This window comes from Sphingopyxis sp. MWB1 (assembly GCF_000763945.1).
In the GTDB taxonomy this organism is placed as follows: Bacteria; Pseudomonadota; Alphaproteobacteria; order Sphingomonadales; family Sphingomonadaceae; genus Sphingopyxis.
Genome location: NZ_JQFJ01000002.1, coordinates 1,550,864 through 1,568,512 on the forward strand (window position 1 = coordinate 1,550,864; position 17,649 = coordinate 1,568,512).

General features: G+C 59.9%; 10 protein-coding genes. 4 read left to right on the forward strand and 6 right to left on the reverse strand.

Annotation, left to right across the window (positions count from 1 at the left end; all coding sequences use genetic code 11):
- Positions 1-250: 250 nt before the first annotated feature.
- The gene (locus JV18_RS0107940) at positions 251-1,171 is read right to left on the reverse strand and encodes a HEPN domain-containing protein (protein ID WP_033074085.1); all 921 of its coding nucleotides are present in this window, start codon (positions 1,169-1,171) and stop codon (positions 251-253) included.
- Between the two features lie 213 nt (positions 1,172-1,384).
- Here JV18_RS0107940 and JV18_RS0107945 point away from each other — a divergent pair, with 213 nt between their 5' ends.
- The 4 genes from JV18_RS0107945 to JV18_RS0107960 are packed head-to-tail and all read left to right on the forward strand — an operon-like array spanning position 1,385 to position 11,366.
- Complete coding sequence (locus JV18_RS0107945) at positions 1,385-4,666, forward strand: helicase-related protein (RefSeq protein WP_033074086.1); 3,282 nt, start codon at positions 1,385-1,387, stop codon at positions 4,664-4,666.
- Positions 4,663-8,682, forward strand: coding sequence for an Eco57I restriction-modification methylase domain-containing protein (locus JV18_RS0107950; protein ID WP_052071824.1), 4,020 nt, complete (start codon positions 4,663-4,665; stop codon positions 8,680-8,682). Before JV18_RS0107945 ends, JV18_RS0107950 begins: the two co-directional genes overlap by 4 nt.
- Positions 8,682-10,277 carry an AAA family ATPase gene (locus JV18_RS0107955; protein WP_033074087.1) on the forward strand — a complete coding sequence of 532 codons (1,596 nt, stop codon included), beginning with the start codon at positions 8,682-8,684 and terminating at the stop codon, positions 10,275-10,277. The genes JV18_RS0107950 and JV18_RS0107955 overlap by 1 nt, the downstream gene beginning before the upstream one ends.
- 3 nt (positions 10,278-10,280) lie before the next feature.
- Positions 10,281-11,366: an endonuclease NucS domain-containing protein gene (locus JV18_RS0107960; RefSeq protein ID WP_033074088.1), complete on the forward strand. Its 1,086-nt coding sequence runs from the start codon at positions 10,281-10,283 to the stop codon at positions 11,364-11,366.
- 80 nt (positions 11,367-11,446) lie between these two features.
- Here JV18_RS0107960 and mobF read toward each other — a convergent pair whose 3' ends face one another.
- From mobF to JV18_RS0107985, 5 genes are all read right to left on the reverse strand, one after another.
- Positions 11,447-14,206, reverse strand: coding sequence for a MobF family relaxase (gene mobF / locus JV18_RS0107965; RefSeq protein WP_033075114.1), 2,760 nt, complete (start codon positions 14,204-14,206; stop codon positions 11,447-11,449).
- A complete protein-coding gene (locus JV18_RS0107970) occupies positions 14,206-16,050 on the reverse strand; it encodes a type IV secretion system DNA-binding domain-containing protein (protein ID WP_033074089.1) in 1,845 nt (614 codons plus the stop codon). Before JV18_RS0107970 ends, mobF begins: the two co-directional genes overlap by 1 nt.
- Complete coding sequence (locus JV18_RS0107975) at positions 16,047-16,418, reverse strand: hypothetical protein (RefSeq protein WP_033074090.1); 372 nt, start codon at positions 16,416-16,418, stop codon at positions 16,047-16,049. The genes JV18_RS0107970 and JV18_RS0107975 overlap by 4 nt, the downstream gene beginning before the upstream one ends.
- 207 nt (positions 16,419-16,625) lie before the next feature.
- The gene (locus tag JV18_RS0107980) at positions 16,626-17,240 is read right to left on the reverse strand and encodes a hypothetical protein (protein ID WP_144243902.1); all 615 of its coding nucleotides are present in this window, start codon (positions 17,238-17,240) and stop codon (positions 16,626-16,628) included.
- A gap of 107 nt (positions 17,241-17,347) precedes the next feature.
- A complete protein-coding gene (locus JV18_RS0107985; protein ID WP_033074091.1) occupies positions 17,348-17,521 on the reverse strand; it encodes a helix-turn-helix domain-containing protein in 174 nt (57 codons plus the stop codon).
- Between the last annotated feature and the right edge of the window lie 128 nt (positions 17,522-17,649).

Here is a 17,649-nt window from a genome sequence, read left to right on the forward strand (position 1 = left end):
CTCATAGCCTCTTTCACGATATTCCGATTCCGAAAGCGGCATGTCTGACCCGCCATGAACATCTTGGACTTGCGCGTCCGCTTCCAACGGCGCGGGATTCTTGTATCGATAAATGCCGCGTCGAAGCGTCCTAGGGTCAACAGTCATACGGCCTCCCATGCTTTCCGCTAAGTATCTAGCTGATGCACGGCCGGATTGAAACCGCAAGCCCTTATAATACTCAAGCATGCGCATTATCGGCGCAACGTGATTATGTGCGGGCGGCCCTTTCCAGTTCCACGATCTTGTCGGAGCAGACCCGATGCACAACGCGGCTGAGTTCTTCGATGCGCTCCCCGAGCCAGATCAGTTCCTCTTCGCTGATCCGGTAATGTTTTGAATATCGTGCCTTCGTGTATGCTTCTTTCAGTTTTTGAAACATCGCGCGCTCAGCACGATTGGTCTCGGGCCAAACACCGTGCAGCCGACGGTCGAGTCCTTCGGCAAGCGAACGCAGGAAGGCGATATTGTGGTTGTATGGGGTGTAGTAGGTCAGTGTGAGAAGGAGGCCTGAATATAAGCGTTCGGCTGCCTGGTGCAGTAAGAAGGCGGCTTCCTTGGGACGTTTCTGCTTCGTTAAATCCCGCGACGTATTCAACCACACGACCGCTCCGGGGTAGTAATCCTCGAAGTATTCCTTCGCTGCCGCGAGAGCCTGCTTTGGCGTTTTGGGTTTGGGCGTTGCCAGTTCCCGATCATCCGCTTCGTAAAGAGCAATCCCGTCTTTCGCGACCTCCATGAAGAAGACGCGGCCATGCGCGAGTCCGTCATTCACCTCATGCAGCGAATGGACGATGAAGTTGACGGGCGTTGGAAGCGTTTTCTCGATCGTATAGGCCCGGATCAACCGCTCCTCGGCCTTCGCCCAGTAGGCGGCACGATCGGTCAACTCTTTCTGGCTGACGATGACGAGGATGTCATAGTCGGATTTATACTGGTTCGCCGATGCGGGCGCATCGACCCAATCGCCGCGCGCATAGCTACCGAACAGGATGATTTTGAGGATGCGGGCGCCCTTTCGCGGGCCGGTCGCATTTTCCGTAGCCGCACCGAATTCGTCGAAGATGATCGCGACGATGCGCTCAAGCTCGCGCTGCTTCGCGGCAGGAAGGTGATCGAGGTCAGTGCGCATGACTATGAATCTTTGGGCATTCCCTGTCCCTTGGCAAGGGCAATCGCTACGACGCACCGTGATATAGCGTCATCGAATGGTGAGATTCGCCAAGCCACGCTTCGTAGAATCATCATATGGCATGCAGGGGCTTGAACTGGGCTGGCAGTTGGTCGAACACATCCTTAGCGAACGAGCCTTGCCGTTCAAAGGGAAGGTTTAACGATAGGGGCGATGACACAGTCGGTTATGAAATCTGGAATTCGTGACAATCGCGGTCGAGGTTCGGCTGCCAGCTTCCTTATAGAAAAGGCCAGAGCCGGAAGTGAGCTTTCGGTGGTCTCCGCCTATTTCACTAGCTTTGCGTATGCACGACTTGCCGAAACTTTGGACGGAATTGGCAAACTCCGATTTTTGTTCGGGGAGCCGCGCTTCATCGACAGCGTTGAAAGTGAAGATCTTTGCCCCCCAGCCTTTTCGTTGGAGGAGGACCGCCTAACTCTAACGGATGGCCTGCGGAAGCCAGGTGCCGCAATTCAATGCGCCGATTGGATCAGAGAGAAGGCAGAAATTCGTTCGATCAAGCGAGCGGGCTTGATGCATGGCAAGCTTTATCACGTTCACGACGGTAAGCGCGATCATGCGCTTGTCGGCAGCTCGAACTTTACGATCAAAGGTCTCGGCCTGACTGATGAACCAAACATCGAGTTAAACCTGATCGTCGATTCTGACCGTGATCGCGATGATCTGCTAGCATGGTTTAACGAACTCTGGTCGGACGATGAGCTGACCGAAGACGTTCGCGACGAAGTGCTAGAGCGACTTGAACGGCTCTATCGCCACAACAGTCCTGAATTCGTTTACTTCAAAACGCTGTATCACATCTTCACTCAATTCCTTGCCGACCAAACGGTCGAGGATGCCAAGCTCGACGATGCCCGGTTTAGCGAAACTGCGATCTGGAAGACATTGTTTGAGTTTCAGCGTGACGGCGTCAAAGCCGTGCGCTCCAAATTGGATCGGTATGGCGGATGCATCCTGGCTGACAGCGTTGGCTTGGGAAAAACCTTCATTGCGCTGGCTGTCATAAAATGGTTTGAACTGCGCAATCAGCGGGTGCTCGTCCTGTGCCCGAAGAAACTCCGCGACAACTGGACAGAATTTCTTGCCCAGAACAACCATGAAACTAACCCACTTCTCGCCGACCGGTTTTCTTATACGGTCCTTTCCCACACGGATTTGACCCGGTCGTCTGGCAAGGTTGGGGACATCAATCTAGCCTCGTTCAACTGGGGCAACTACGATCTCGTCGTCATCGACGAATCTCATAACTTCCGCACAGCGTCGCGCGGAAAATCAAACGGTGGATCGGATTATCGGCCAAGCCGTTATGAAAAACTGATCGATGAGGTTATAGGATCGGGCTTAAAGACCAAGGTCTTGATGTTGTCGGCAACGCCGGTCAACAACGATCTATCCGACTTGAAAGGTCAACTCGATCTGGTGCTGGCCAGCAAACCTGACGCATTTCTCGACCTTGGAATTTCAAACCTATCGGGCGTGATCGGCGACGCGCGCCGTAAATTCAAAGACTGGCTCAAGGCAGGCGGGAAAGATCGCAATTCTTTGATCGGGCGGCTGCCGCCTGCGCTTTTCGGCCTGCTCGATGGGGTGACCATTGCAAGATCGCGACGCCATGTCGAACGACATTACGCATCGGCAATGGCGGCAATCGGTCATTTCCCTGAACGAGAGCGCCCAGAATCTGTATTCGCGCAAATCGACACCGAAAGCGAATTTCCAGCCTTTGCCCATGTCCACGATGAGATCAACTCTCTGCGGCTGGCCCTCTATAATCCGCTCATGTTCGTCCATGATGAACACAAGCACCGCTATGATCTCGGCGGTAATTTCGATCAGGCTAACCGCGAACGGTTCTTGATTGGGATCATCAAGACCGGCCTGCTGAAGCGGCTGGAAAGCTCGGTAAATTCGTTCGGGACTTCTATGGCACGGCTTTGTGACCGCATAGACGCCCGCCTCGCGGACATTGAGACGTTTAAGACCGGCCAAGCGAAAACGCTGTCTGCAACCGACCTGCCTGACGAGGCAGAGGGCGACGAGGAATTGGAAGTAGCCTTCGAAGTCGGTGGCGCGCTCAAATACAATCTAGCGCACATGGATGTTGAAGGCTGGGCCAACGCGTTGCGGGGCGATAGGGAGCGCCTAGAGAAGTTGAAGGACGCGTCATTCGACGTGTCCCCGGTCCGAGATGCCAAGCTGGCCGAACTCAAGAAAATTCTAGCCAAAAAATTCAGCGATCCAACGATCAACCGTTCGGGCGAGACCATCCGCAAGGTTATCGTGTTCACGGCATTTTCCGATACAGCGCAATATCTATACCAGGAGCTCATGCCGTTTGCACACGCGCATGGGGTGCACAGCGGTCTCGTGACTGGTGGCGGTGATACGATGGCGACAATCGGCAAGGCCCGATATCAGGACATACTCACTAACTTCGCACCGCGTGCGAAGAATCGCGCCGCGATGAAAGGACTACCCCAGAACGAAGAAATCGACCTGCTCATTGCGACCGATTGTATCTCAGAAGGGCAGAATCTTCAGGATGCGGACCTCCTTATCAACTTCGACATCCACTGGAACCCGGTCCGGCTGATTCAGCGGTTTGGTCGCATCGATCGGATCGGCAGCCTCCACGACAGCATCAGGATGATCAACTTCTGGCCGACGCCCGATCTCAACCACTACATCAATCTCAAGGGCCGGGTGGAAGCACGCATGGCGCTGGTCGATCTCTCCGCAACCGGCGAAGACAACATTCTTGCCGATGCCAAGAATGCGGCGGAAGCCGATCTCAAGTGGCGCGACAAACAGTTGCTGCGCTTGAAGGATGAAGTTTTTGATCTGGAGGATGAGCAGGAAGGCGTTACCCTCACCGAATTCTCGCTCGAAGATTTTCGCGCCGATCTCCTCCATTTCTCGCGCCAGAATCAGGCCCAGCTTGAGGGTGCCCCCCTCGGCATCAGCGCGATTGTGCCGCCGAATGGTGACGGCACGCCCTTCGATCCCGGCGTGATCTTCTGCCTCAAACGCAACGGCAAGCAGCTTGCCGAGGACCAGAAGCCGGTCGGCGGTCTCGATCCTTTCTTCCTAATCTATGTTCGCGATGACGGCTCGATCAGGTATGGCTTTGCCGCTCCCAAGACCATCCTCGATGCCATGCGCGCACTTTGTGTTGGGCGGACCGAACCAATTGCGACGCTTTGCGAGGCCTTTGACCGGGAGACCGACAAAGGTCAGAACATGGAGGGCTACGATAGCCTGGCATTGTCAGCCGTCGAAGCCATCAAATCCAGCTATGCCGGTCGGGCGCTCAGCGCGCTAGCTGCAAACAAGGGCGGCAAGTTGGCCGATGCAACGGCGCAGCCGCGCAGTGAAGGGGACTTTGAGCTGATTACCTGGCTGATCATCAAGCCGGACGGGGATGCGGCATGAACGCCCAACGCTCGGCTATCGATGATGCCATCCGCGCCTTTGCGGACGCGCCGTTGCAGGAAGCGGGCCTCGGTTTACTCGATACGCTCGGATATCGCAGCGCCAAGACTATCGCGCTCGACGGCAGTCCGGCAACCTTTGCCCGCGAAGTCGATCACGAAGGAAAGCTCTCTGCCAAGCCCGCCTGCTTTGACCGATGGCAGGAAGTCCAGTTCCTGTTCCAGCTCACCAATGACGAAATTCCGATGTTGGCTCACGGCCAATCGGCCTTTGACCTCCAAGAGAAATATGGTCGCAGCATCGTCGACAGCTTCGTCTTCCTCGCGATCGCGCTCGAAGGCGATGACTGGAAGCGCGGTGCCCTGGCGGGGATCACTCGCGCGGTAAACGCCATGTTCGCCATGCCGGTGATCATCCTGTTCAAGCATGGCGCACGCTTTTCGCTGGCAGCGAGCGAGCGCCGTCCCAATCGTCGTGACGCGAGCCGCGACGTGCAGACGGGCCGTATCTCAATTATCCTCGGCGTCTCGACCGAGCGCCCCCATCGCGGCCATCTCAGCATCTTGGCCAAGCTCGATTGGCGCGCGATGCGCTCGCGGCCTTCAAATTTCGAGGAACTCTACGCGTGTTGGCGTGCCGCGCTGTCGACCAAGACGCTCAACGAGGCCTTCTACAAGGAACTCAGCCACTGGTTCTTCTGGGCGCGCGACTGCGTCACCTTCCCCGAAGGGGCGGGTGAAAAGGCTGAAGTTCCCCTTATCCGCCTGCTCACCCGCGTCATTTTCTGCTGGTTCATCAAGGAGCGCGGCCTGATCCCAGACAGCCTGTTCCGAATCGAAGGCGTGCGCCCGCTGCTAAGGTCCGATCCCGCGAAGGCGGGTGACGAAGGCAACTACTACCGCGCCATTCTGCAAAACCTGTTCTTCGCCACGCTCAACACCGAAATGGGCGAGGGTCGCAAATGGCGCTCGAAGAGCAGCGGGAGCGGACAGGATGGGCACCACATGGTGCACAGCCTCTACCGCTACCAGGAGCTGTTCGCCGACCCCGATGCGGCGCTGGCGCTGTTCCGCACCGTGCCCTTCCTCAACGGCGGCCTCTTCGAATGCCTCGACCGCGAAGTCACGGCAAAGGAGCTGGAACGCGACCCCGACCTGGCTAAGCGGGCGCCGGACGGCAAGCGCCTGCGCGTCGATGGCTTCTCGGATCACCCCAAGAACCCGCTGCATATCCCCAACCGGGTATTCTTCGGCGACGAAATCAAGGTCGATCTCAATGCCATCTACGAGACCAAAGGCAAGGATTATAGGGCGAGAGGCCTGTTCACCCTGTTCGACGATTACGTCTTCACGGTTGAGGAGAACACCTCGGTCGAGGAAGAGGTTGCGCTCGATCCCGAGCTGCTGGGCAAGGTCTTCGAAAACCTGCTCGCGTCCTACAACGAGGAAACCAGTACTACCGCGCGCAAGAAATCCGGCGCGTTCTACACCCCGCGCTATGTCGTCGATTACATGGTACGCGAGACGCTGGCGCACCAGTTCACCCGCTCACTGATGGCTGCGCGCCCGGCCGACAACGGCGGTATCAGGCCCAATGCGCAGACCTTCGATCTTGGGCCTGCTCCGGGTGAGCTGGCGATGGAACCGGGCAAGCTGCGCGGAAAGGTGGACGATGCGGGGTCGGAATTTGCCGACCGGGTTGCCGCCCTGCTCGATCCTACCCAGCCCGTGCCAAACTTCACCGACAAGGAGGCGGAAACGCTGATTGCCACCATCGAGGATTTGAAAGTGCTCGATCCGGCATGCGGATCGGGTGCCTTTCCGATGGGCATGTTGCAGGCGTTGATGGAAGTACTGCGCCGCCTCGATCCCGACAATGCTCGGTGGAAGGCGACCTTGCGAGCACCATTGCAGCGCCGCGTGTCCGACGCGCGCAATTACGATATCACTCGGCGCGAAACCGAGCTGGAAGAGGCCGAAGCTGCGCTCGCCGCCTTCGATGAAGAATTCGCCGACAACGACCTCGCAGATTATGTCCGCAAGCTGCACCTGATCGAAAAGTGCCTCTACGGCTCGGATATTCAGCCGATCGCCATCCTGATTGCCAAACTGCGCTTCTTCATCAGTCTTGCGGTCGAACAGAAGCCGCATAAGGAAAGGCCCAATCTCGGCATCAAGCCGCTGCCCAACCTGGAAACCAAGCTGGTCGCCGCCAACAGCCTGATTCCGCTTGAGCGCCCAAAGCAGGACGACCTGTTCGCCAATCCGCGCATTCGCGAGCTGGAGCGCCTGACCGAGGACGCAACCCAGCGCCACTTCGGCGCGCGGACGATGAAGACCAAGCGCAAATACCGCGACTTGATCCAGTCCTACCGCGACGAACTGTCAGAAATCCTTGAACACGAGCATTCACTCAAACACGAGGATGCTCTGAAGGCCGCCGCCTGGAATCCGTTCGATCAGAACGCCAGCGCGCCTTTCTTCGATCCGCTGTGGATGTTCCAGATGCACGACGGGTTCGATATCGTGATCGGCAACCCGCCCTATGTCCGACACGAGAAGATCAAGGATCAGAAGCCTGCGCTGGAAAAGGTCTACGGCCAGAAGGACAGCAAGGGCATCCCGCTCGGCAGCTATGCCGGAACTGCGGATTATCTGGTCTATTTCATCGAACGCGGCCTGCGCCTGCTCAAGCCCGGTGGAGCCTTCAGCTACATCACTTCGAACAAGTGGTATCGCGTCAAATATGGCGAGAACCTGCGTTTCTGGGTCACACGCAACACCAGACTGATCAGCATCATCGATTTCGGTGATGCCGACGTGTTTGAGGCCGTCGCCTATCCCACCATCCTAGTCGCAGAGCGGCGCGATGGTGCAGGCCCATTGCCTGATGATCGATTCCGCGCGCTAAATTGGCAGGACCTTGGTGAGGATGCCGATAAGGAACACTTTTGGACATATCTCGAACGTGCCGGCTTCGAGATGCCGCAAGTCGCTCTGGAAAAGGACGGTTGGCAAATCGAGCCGACCGTCAAGCGCGATCTCCTTGCCCGCATCCGGACGCGGGGGCGGCGGTTGCTCGACTACACCGGCAGTACAGTTTTTCGAGGTATCACTACGGGGCTGAACCAAGCCTTCCTGCTGAGCCAAGAGGAAATTGCAGAACTTGACGACAATTCGGTAAAGCTCCTTCGACCCTATCTAGGCGGAAAGGATCTTCGCCGCTGGGCGGCCAATCCATCCCGTCAATGGATGCTCAAAATACCCTCCTCAGCCAATGAACAGCACCCGTGGACGGGGAAGCTGTCCGTTGAGGCGGAGAGGATATTTGCGGAGACTTATCCCGCCGTTCATCGGCGATTTGCGACGAAGGAAATGCGGAAGGCTCTCATTGATCGTGATGATCAAGGCCATTTCTTCTGGGAATTGCGGTCCTGTGATTACTGGGCCGATTTCAATCTACCGAAAGTCTGCTCGAACAAGGTCACTAGCAAGCCCACGTTTTGCGTCGATCTCAATGCAAGCGTGCTCGGCAACACCGCTTACTTTTTCGCGCATCACGACAGCGCCTATCTCTGTGCCGTACTAAATTCCAGCGTAGCGGACTTCTTGTATCGTTCGACATTTTCGAGCAAGCAGAATGGCTTCTATGAAATTCAGCCTGGCCCGCTGGGCGATTTTCCAGTGGCCGTCGCCGGGGAGCAGGATCATCAAATAGTGGTTGTCCTTGCCAATGCACTGCAGGCCCTTGAAGGAAACCCCGCCCTCGAACAGCTACTCAACGGCCTAGTGTACGAACTCTATTTCCCCGACGATCTTCACGCGCACGGACTGCGCCTGTTCGACGCAGCGCGCGAGGCCGGGCTTGACCGCCTCTCTGGCCTCGAAGGCGAAGAACTCGCCACCGCCTCCGCCGACTTCACCAAACAAAAACTCGCCCCCGGCCAACCCCTCCGCGTAATGCTCTCCGATCTGCAAACGCTGGACGTGGTGCGGATCATAGAGGGGAAGGCGTGATGGTAGACGGTGCCGAAGCGACCGAAGGACAGGCAGAAGAGATTCCGCTCGCTGATCCGCCGCCTCCTCCCCGCATCAAGGAATTGCGACTTTCGAATTTCCGAGCCTTTCCTGGCCCCGCTACGGTCACGATTCCGACAGGCGGCAAGAACGCCGTAATCTTCGGTGAGAATGGCTCCGGCAAATCCACCATCTTTCACGCCCTTGATGGCTTCTTTTCCGTCGCTGAACGCAACCGCGGCCAGCGGCGCCGACGGCTTGAGGACAATGTAAACCTCTTCAGCCCGGATTTCGCCGACAAGACGTGGGTGGAAGTGGAGTTCACCGACGATGTGGTGGAACGGTGGGATCAAACCCGCCATCCTTGCGACCCGGGAGAGCAGAGGAGCCAACGTGTCTACGCGGCCGGATATCGGAAAGCATTCTTGGATTACCGCGCCCTGTTGGAGACGAACTTTCGGCACAGCAGCGGCGCGATAAACCTGTTCGATGTTTGCGTCCACGGCGCACTCCGGGATTTTCGAGCGACGCATGAAGGCTCGGAAACATCGCTGCGCGAACTTTGGCGGGTGCTGGAAAAGCACATCAATCCGCCTTGGGGGAATATGGCGGTCGGACGCGATGAAACGGAGCGCAATCTATACCGCACGAGTTTTAACACGGGGCTTGCAGAGGCACTTGATGCGATGCTGCCGTTGATAAACGAGATGCTCGCAGCGCTACACTGGGATGATATTCTCGTAGAAAGTTTTGATTTCCCTCGACTTACCTACAACAACGAATGGACGCTTCGTCACCGAGATTTTGACGGCAAGCGAATTACGCCTCGAATCAAATTCAGTGGAGAAGAGTTGGATACTCCGCACCTTTCGCTCAACGAAGCCCGCCAATCCGCATTGGCACTCGCCATCTATTTCGCAGGCCGCAAACTATGTGGCGAAACCACCTTGGCGGATGTACCGAAGCTCATGGTTCTCGACGATGTGATCGTGGGTCTCGATCAATCCAACCGTTTGCCAGTTCTCGATCTTCTCGCCGAAAAATTCAAGGACTGGCAAATTATCATTCTGACGCACGATCGCGTCTGGTTCGATATGACTCGCAGCTATCATCGTCGTCACCAGGCGGATCGATTCTGGGCTTATTCGGTACTCAACGCAGCGCCCAACCTCCTGACCTGCCCGACGCCGCTATCCGTCAGCTCCAGTGCGCCAAAAGAGGCCATTGGGCTCGCACGAACATTCCTCGCTGAAGGGCACATTAGTGCTGCAGGCAATGCGACCCGCATCGCAGCCGAACGGGCTATTCGGGAGTTTTGCGAGGAGAAGAAGATTCCCGTTAAGTACCAAGTCGACCACGAAAAAATCGCCTTCTCGGATTTCTACAAGGCAGCTCGGGAATGGAGCAACAAGAGTAGTCAAGGCATCTACCGCGATGTGCTCGATAACCTGCAGATGTATGTCGAGATTTTGCTGAACCGTCTATCGCACGGCGGCACGCCTCAGCTTGAGCGGTACGACGTAGAAGGGGCGATCACGGCAACCGATGCGCTAATTCTCGCCCTAAAAGTGGTCTCGAAGTATGAGCAGAATTAGCTGATGCCCATTCGCAACGCCCTCTGGACCGTCGGCAATTCGCCCGAGGCATTGCCGGAAGCGCGCCTGCCCAGTGAGCGCGTGCTGGAAGAGATGATTGTCGCCGCGCCGCGCATACTGTCCGACGAATGGATGCTGATCGGGCGGCAAGAACGCACCGGGATGGGCGGCATCGTTGACCTGCTCGCCATCGCGCCCGATGGCGCGCTGGTGCTGATCGAGCTGAAGCGCGACCGCACCCCGCGCGAAGTCGTGGCACAAGCCATCGACTATGCCTGCTGGGTCGAAAGCTTGGGAGCAGATGACATCGCGGCGATTTACGGCCGTTTCGCCCCCTCGCGCGACCTCGCCGCCGATTTTCAGGCGCGTTTCGGTCAGCCACTTGACGAAGACACGCTCAACGACAGCCACCAGATCGTTATAGTCGCCACTCATCTCGACGACAGCAGCGAACGGATCGTAGGCTATCTCAACCAGCGCGACATTGCGATCAACGTGCTCTGTTTCCAGATTTTCGAGCTAGGCGGGCAACAACTCCTCAGCCGATCCTGGCTGCTCGATCCGGTACAAACCCAAGTCAGCGCCGCAACGCCCGTTACAAGGGGACCGCGAGAGCGTGAGCCGTGGAATGGCGAATTCTACGCCTGCTTCGGCCATGGTGAGAGCCGCGACTGGGAAGAAGGGCGGCGCTATGGCTTCATCTGTGCAGGCGGCGGGAGCTGGTACAGCAACACGCTCAATTTACTAAATGTTGGCGACAAGGTTTGGGTCAAGGCTCCTGGCTTTGGCTTCGTCGGCGTTGGCGAAGTCATCGGGCCGCGCGAACCAATTACTGAATTCAAGGTGCTGACCGACGCCGGGGAGGTTGCCGCCATCGAAGCGCTAACCAATGCGTCCTATCATCGCGAATTTGCGGACGATCCGGACCAGATGGAATATTTTGTACCCGTGCGATGGCTGCACACCGTGCCGCTGGCGGAAGCAATCAACGAAATTGGCTTGTTCGGAAATCAGAATACAGTCTGCAAACCGACTACGCCCAAGTGGCGGACGACGGTCGAGCGGCTCAAGGAGCGGTGGGGCCTTTGAAGATTTTTCGCCGCAGAAAATGCGGTGAATAGGTCGGTTAATCCCCGCCTTGGTCGCAAACGGCGCTAGAAGGGGCGCAGTCATCCCAAAGCCGCGGCGAGAGATTTGCCAGCAGTAGGCGTTACCATCGCGGTGCCGCTAATAGCTGTTTGCGCCAAGCCCGTTCGATCGCTGATCGCAGACACCAGCTTCGCCCGATCGTTGGTGTAGATCGCGATCGATTCCTTGGCTCGGGAAATCCCCACATAGAAGCTCTTTTGATCGACGAGATTGGTCGCCTTGCTGTCAGCATGAATGATGACATGATCGGCAGTGCGCCCTTGGGCGGCAAACGCGGTGTCGACATAGGCATGGGCGATATGGCGGTCGCGGGCCGCGTCGAGATTCAATGTCTCGATCTTCCCGTCCCGTGTTTGGATGAGAGCGGTGCGGGCCTGCTCGTCTACCGCGACGACCTCGCCGCGCCCGCCATTAACGCGGCCTGCTTCACGATCGTTGCGGGCAAACCGGATGCTGTCCCCAGATTTCAAATCCAGCGCCTTCGGCGCAAACGCTTGGCTTTTGCCCGCTCCCCATTGTTTGAGCCGCCAATCCACCTCGCGTCCATCCTCCGATCTGAGCGCGATGGCACTCTTGGCCGGATCGATCGAATCGACGCGATAGGCTTCCCCGCGCGCCACCCCCTTGTCGGCATAGTCGCGAGTGAACCGCACCACATCTCCTTTTTCATAGCTCGTCGGGTCGCGTGCCTCAGCGCGAGTCAGCCCCTTGTTGGCGAGGCTCTGTATCGCGACGGCGGGGCCGGTCAGCGCGCCCGATCTGGCGAGCGCAGCACGAATGTTGGCTGTCAGCGCATCGCGCCCCTCGCGCGACGGCTCGATAACAAGGGTGCGAGCGCGGGCCTCCTTGTCCAGTCCGGCATATCGCTCCGCGATGGCAGCGAACCGATCGGCGCGATCGGCATTCTCGATGATTTGCCCGCCGCCTCGATCCAGCGCGGCAAGCGCCTTGCGGGCATCGCCCTCGATCGACGCCAGCACGGCCTCCTTGGTCGCCGTGTTCGTCTGCCGGACGATCTCGCCGAGCTTGGCGGTTTCCATGCCCGCGTTCTGCAACTGCGCGAATGCAGCGCCCGCCTCGACCGATCCAAGCTGTTTCACATCGCCGACAAGGATTATGCGGGCATCATGCTTGTCGGCCAGGTCGAACAGCCGCGCGGTATCGCGGGCCGACAGAAGCGATGCTTCGTCCACGATCCACGCGGCGGGCTGGCCCGGATGCGGGCGCGCGGGGACAAGCAGATGTCGCGCCACGGTATCGCTGCGCGCGCCAAGCGCTTCGCCCAGCACCAACGCCGCCGACGCTGTGGGAGCAAGCGCCACGACAGGCACGCCCCGCACTTCAGCCTCGCGGGCAAAGGTCGCGAGGACCGTCGTAGTCTTGGCGGTGCCCGCATAGCCCTGAACGGCGGTGATGCGGTTGCGGCTGGTCAGAAGCTGCTCGGTCGCAGCGCGCTGATCGGCGTTCCAGCTATGGCCCGCGCGCTCGGCCTGCGTTGCCGCGCTGGCAACGGCCTTGGCGGCGGCAAGCGGCGAAGCGATGGGCGCAAGCGCACCGCGCCCCTCCGCCTCGATCCGCAGCACCTTGGCTTCGGTTTCGAAATTCTGGCGGGTGGTGAACCCGGCAAACTCCGCCCCGCGCCGGTCAAGAAAGGTCCGGTCAATCAATTCGCCCTGTTTCGTGGCGGTGTCTATGGCAGCGCCGATCTCGGCGTAACCGATCTGGCCTAGCCCGATCCGTCCAGCTTCCTCCTGCAAAGCGGCGGCAGAAAAGACCGATTGCCGCTCGCCGAGCTTGTCGGCAGCGTAAGCGACGGCGCGATCCGCCATTATCGCCTGCTCCGCCATGTCGGCGCGATGCGTGGGGCTGGCGGCATGGGCTTCGGCCTGCCTGACCATCGCCAGCCGCGCGTCCGGCCCGAACCCGGCTGCGCTCGCCGTCTCCCGCCAATCGGCAACAAGGGCGGCATGGTCCGTCGCGACCTTCGCTTGCCGGGTGTCGAGTGCCGCCATCTGCTTTTCGGCGGCGCTGGCGGCGTCGCGGGTTGTGCCGCGCTCTTCAAGCGCCACCTCGATCTCGGCGCTGCGGGTGCTGAATGCCCCGATGACCTCGCCGGACACGCCCTTGATCTCGAACAGCGAGTCCTTGCCCACCTCGATCTCATAGCCGAGTTCCCGGACCTTCAACGCCAGCTCCTGCCGATAGATCGCGCCGATCTGCTTCTGAAGCTGGTAGATGGCGCGCGGTTCAAGGCTGCGCCATGCGCCGTCCTTTCCGCGCGTCGCATTCAGAATGACATTGTGGGTATGAAGCTGAGGGTCTTGCGCGCGGCTGGTGCCGTGCTGGAAACTCGCGACGACGAGATTGCCGGTCGCCTCGCGGGTTACAGCGCCGCCATCACGGAGACGGGTCGCAGCCATATGCGTCTCGACATGCGCCATCGCGGTTTCGACGGCTTGCCCGTGCGCCGCGATCAAGCGCCGGTCGCCCGCGACCTCGGCCACGATCGAGACCGACTTGGGCGCGCTCAAGGTCACGTCCCAGCCGGGACGATGCTCCAACTGACCGTCGCGATAGGTGCCAAGCTGCTGGTCGCCGATCCTGCCGTCCAGCAATTCGCGGAAGTGGTCGCGATCCACCTCGCCCGAGAGGCCCAGCGTTTCCGCGCCAGCGCCCTGCCATTCGGACGGCGACAAGCCGCCCTCGGCATAATAGTCATCGGCCTCATAGTAGCTGCTGGCCTGCGCCGAGCTGGTCAGCGCCGATACCGACGCCACCATCAGACCGGCCCCCGGTTCTTGGGTGGCGGCGACGACCGCGCCGATGGGGGCCGAGACGGAGACGACGGCGCGGCCTGCACCGCCTGCCGCCAAAGCGTGGTTTTCGGATCGCCCGCGACAAACCCCGGCTGGCGCGCTTTCCCGCGCCGCGCGATATGATCGGCGGTGAGCTTGATCCGCGCGACCGGCAAGCCATCGGGGAACAGTAAATAGCCCTCAAACTTCGGCAGGCGAAGTTCGCTTTCGAGAACAGCGGGCCGCATCTTCCGCATCCGGCCCAAGGTCGTGCGCGCCGCATCGTCGCCCTCGGCGAGCGCGTCGGTCATCGTCTGGATCTCGACTTCGCATCCGCCGATCGTCTGGCTCGCCCAGACGCGGGTCTCGCTGTCGATGGTCTGGAGGAACAGCTTGGTATTGCAGCAGCCCAGCATCGACTCCGCGATCTGCGGTCCATAGCGATGACGCATCTGCCCGATAGCCTGGAAGGTCAGCACGACCGCCGCGCCGAACTTGCGCCCCTCGGGCAAGAGCCGTGCAAGGTTATCGACGCGCGGCAGGTCGGCCAGCTCGTCGAGCACGAACCAGATGCGCCGGTCGGGCGATGGGGGAAGCCCCAGCACGGCGCTTGCCGCGCATTCGAGCCAGCAGGCGAGAAGCGGCTTCGACGCCTCGAAATAATCCTCCTTGCGCGGCACGAATACCCACGGGCGGGCGCCGGTGCGCTTGTCGAAGCCCGCGATGAAATCGCGGAAAGCGAAGGGATTCTCACCATCCTTCGGCATTCGCAGGAACTGGATGAGATTCGCCGCTTTCGCGAGCATGAAGAGCACGCTGCCGGTGGCCCGGTCGGCATCGTCGGAGAATGTCCGGGCCGACGACGTGTCTTTCAGCCAGCTCTTAAGCTTGTCCTTGTCCCATTTCTGAAGCGCTTCGAGCAGGTCCGGCAGCGTGCATTTCTCCTCCTTCCACAATTCCCGGATCATGTTGGCGACGAGGATGCGGCTGGTTTCCAACCAGACATCGCGATCATGCTGGCCGGTTTCGGTGATAAGCTGCTGCGCGATGCGGTCGGCGTCTGCGGGGTGCGCGATCTCGGCGAAGGGCGACCAGAAGGCGCAGCGGGCGTCGAACGGGTTCAAGATGAGATCGCCGCGCTCGGGGTCGTAGTAGTGGGCGATGAAATCGCCGCTGGTATCATAGACCAACGCCGCCTCGCCGCGCGCTTCGATCCCATCAAGCATTTGGCGCAGCGCCGTGGTCTTGCCGCTGCCGGTCGTGCCGATCATCGCCATATGGCGCGTCTCGAGCCGCGACGGGATCGGCACCGCGCCGATGGCGAGCGCACGGGGTCCGGCTTCGGCGGCGGTTAGTGCCGCAAGCTGCTTCTCGGTGGTAACGAGGGTTCCGGCGATGACACGATCGCGCAAGGCGCGCTCGCAACGCCGCGCCCTGACGCCGCGCAAGAGAAGTAGGCCGGACAGCCAACCGACGAAGCCGAGCAGACCGCCTTTGACCGACAGCGACAAGAGGCGTGATACCGATCCGCGATAATATGGGTGCGCGACCACATCACCGGCGGGGACGCGATATTGCCTTCCATCATATGTGACGGTGATTGCCGGATCGGGACTGAAGGCGATCCAAAGCGCTCCGCGCGCATAGGCATAGACGCCGATCGCCCATTGCTCGTCCTTGTCGAGCATCGCGTAGGGCGCGCCGACCACACCCAAGGCGACCGATGCGAGCATGACGCCCACCTGTCGCTTGAACCGCTGCCAATGGCTCAGCCGATGATGCCGACGCAAGGCGTCGGCATGGACGCGGCGATCGTTGGATACGGTCATGGACGCTTCCCCTGCGAGAGCCGCCGCTGGCGATCATAGGCCTCGTTGATCTCGGCGACGGCGATCTCATCGGTGGTGCGCTCACCCAACCCCGCGCTGCGGGCGTAGCAATAGGCGGCGCAGGCGGTGAACAGCGCCCGGTCCAGCATATGTTCGACATCGATAATGCGGTTGCTGATCGACGCCAGTTCGGAGACCAGTTCCCCCGATATGGCATCGCGCGCGGCGGGGTCGGCGAGCGTCGCAACGCCCGCCTTCACGCTGCGCTGGAGCATCGCATAGACGCTGATGCCTCGGCGCTCGGCGAGCGCGCGAAGCGCTTTGTCGAGCGATACCGGCACGCGGATAGTGTGGCGGACGAGTTTCATTGGCCGCCTCCCATGCGACAGCGATCCGCTGTCTCTTCCAAAGGCGGAAATCCGCGCTTTCCAAGATTGCGGTAAAAGCCGCCGTCGGATCGCCGCCTCAAAAAGTGGTGGAAAAGCTGGATGCACCCGTGCGTGAGGTGTGTATCCAATTTACGGGTCCGATGCGTAGCATCGTGGCCCTGCGGCCTCGCCATAAGGGCGGCCGGATCAGGCATGGTCCGAACCTTTCCGGCAAGCGTCGCACAAGGAGCCGCCGGGTTCGCCGGAGCAGCAATCGCCGGGTCGATCGCTCGCGTTCGGCATGGCGCCAGTTGCCCGTTTGGCGGAATGCTCGTCCACCCATCGGGCGATTACCGCACGGGCTTCTCTGTCGGTCTTGGGGCGGTCGATCTCGCGGCGCTGGCGCGGCTGATCGTAAAGACCATGTTCGACTATCCAGTCGCGTATTGCTCGCTCGACCGCTTCCTGCACTCGCCCGTCGAGCCGATGGGCTTCAATCGGATCGAGATGCGTGGTCACCCCGGGAGACTCGATCAACCCGCCCAGCGGAAGATAGCTCACGCCCGCCTTCTGCAACGGCCCGTCGATCCGCAAACTTGAAACCTCGCCCTGGTGGATATGGAGCGACGGGCGCTCATTGAGCGTCCAATGCGCGATGGAACTGCGATAGGTTTCGCCGTCCTCGTCGTCCGCGAGCAGCCGCTCGATGAGCGGTAGGGTGAATCGGGCGATACGATAGTCGGCGGTGAAGTGGAGCGTGACCTCGCGGCCACCCCACAAGTGATGGGCCCGCCGATCCATGACGCGGTGAAAAATGGACATAGGGAATCCTTTCGTGAAATCACGATGCAAAGCTCTCGGGTGCTTCGGGGAGCAGGCGCGGAGTGGCCCGCCAGTTCAAAAGGCTGGGGCCGTGGAGCGCCTGCGGGTCAGATGGTTGTGCGGGACTGCGCCAATCGCCGGATGGATTCGGTGGTCAGCAGGGTTCGTCTGCCGATCTTGATGGCGTCGAGGCCACCGGATTTAATCAGGGCGTAAACCGACGACCGCCCGACGCCGAGCGCCTTGGCGGTGTCATTAATCGATATGGCAATGGGTTCCATGTGCGTGCCTCCTTGCTGCCGATTCGCGGCGAGAGACATGCCAAGTTGCACATGGTTGCCGGTGTGTCGTCCAGCAATGGGAAAGCCCTAGAAGTCTGCCGATGGCGCGCTTTACAGGAATGCAGGGA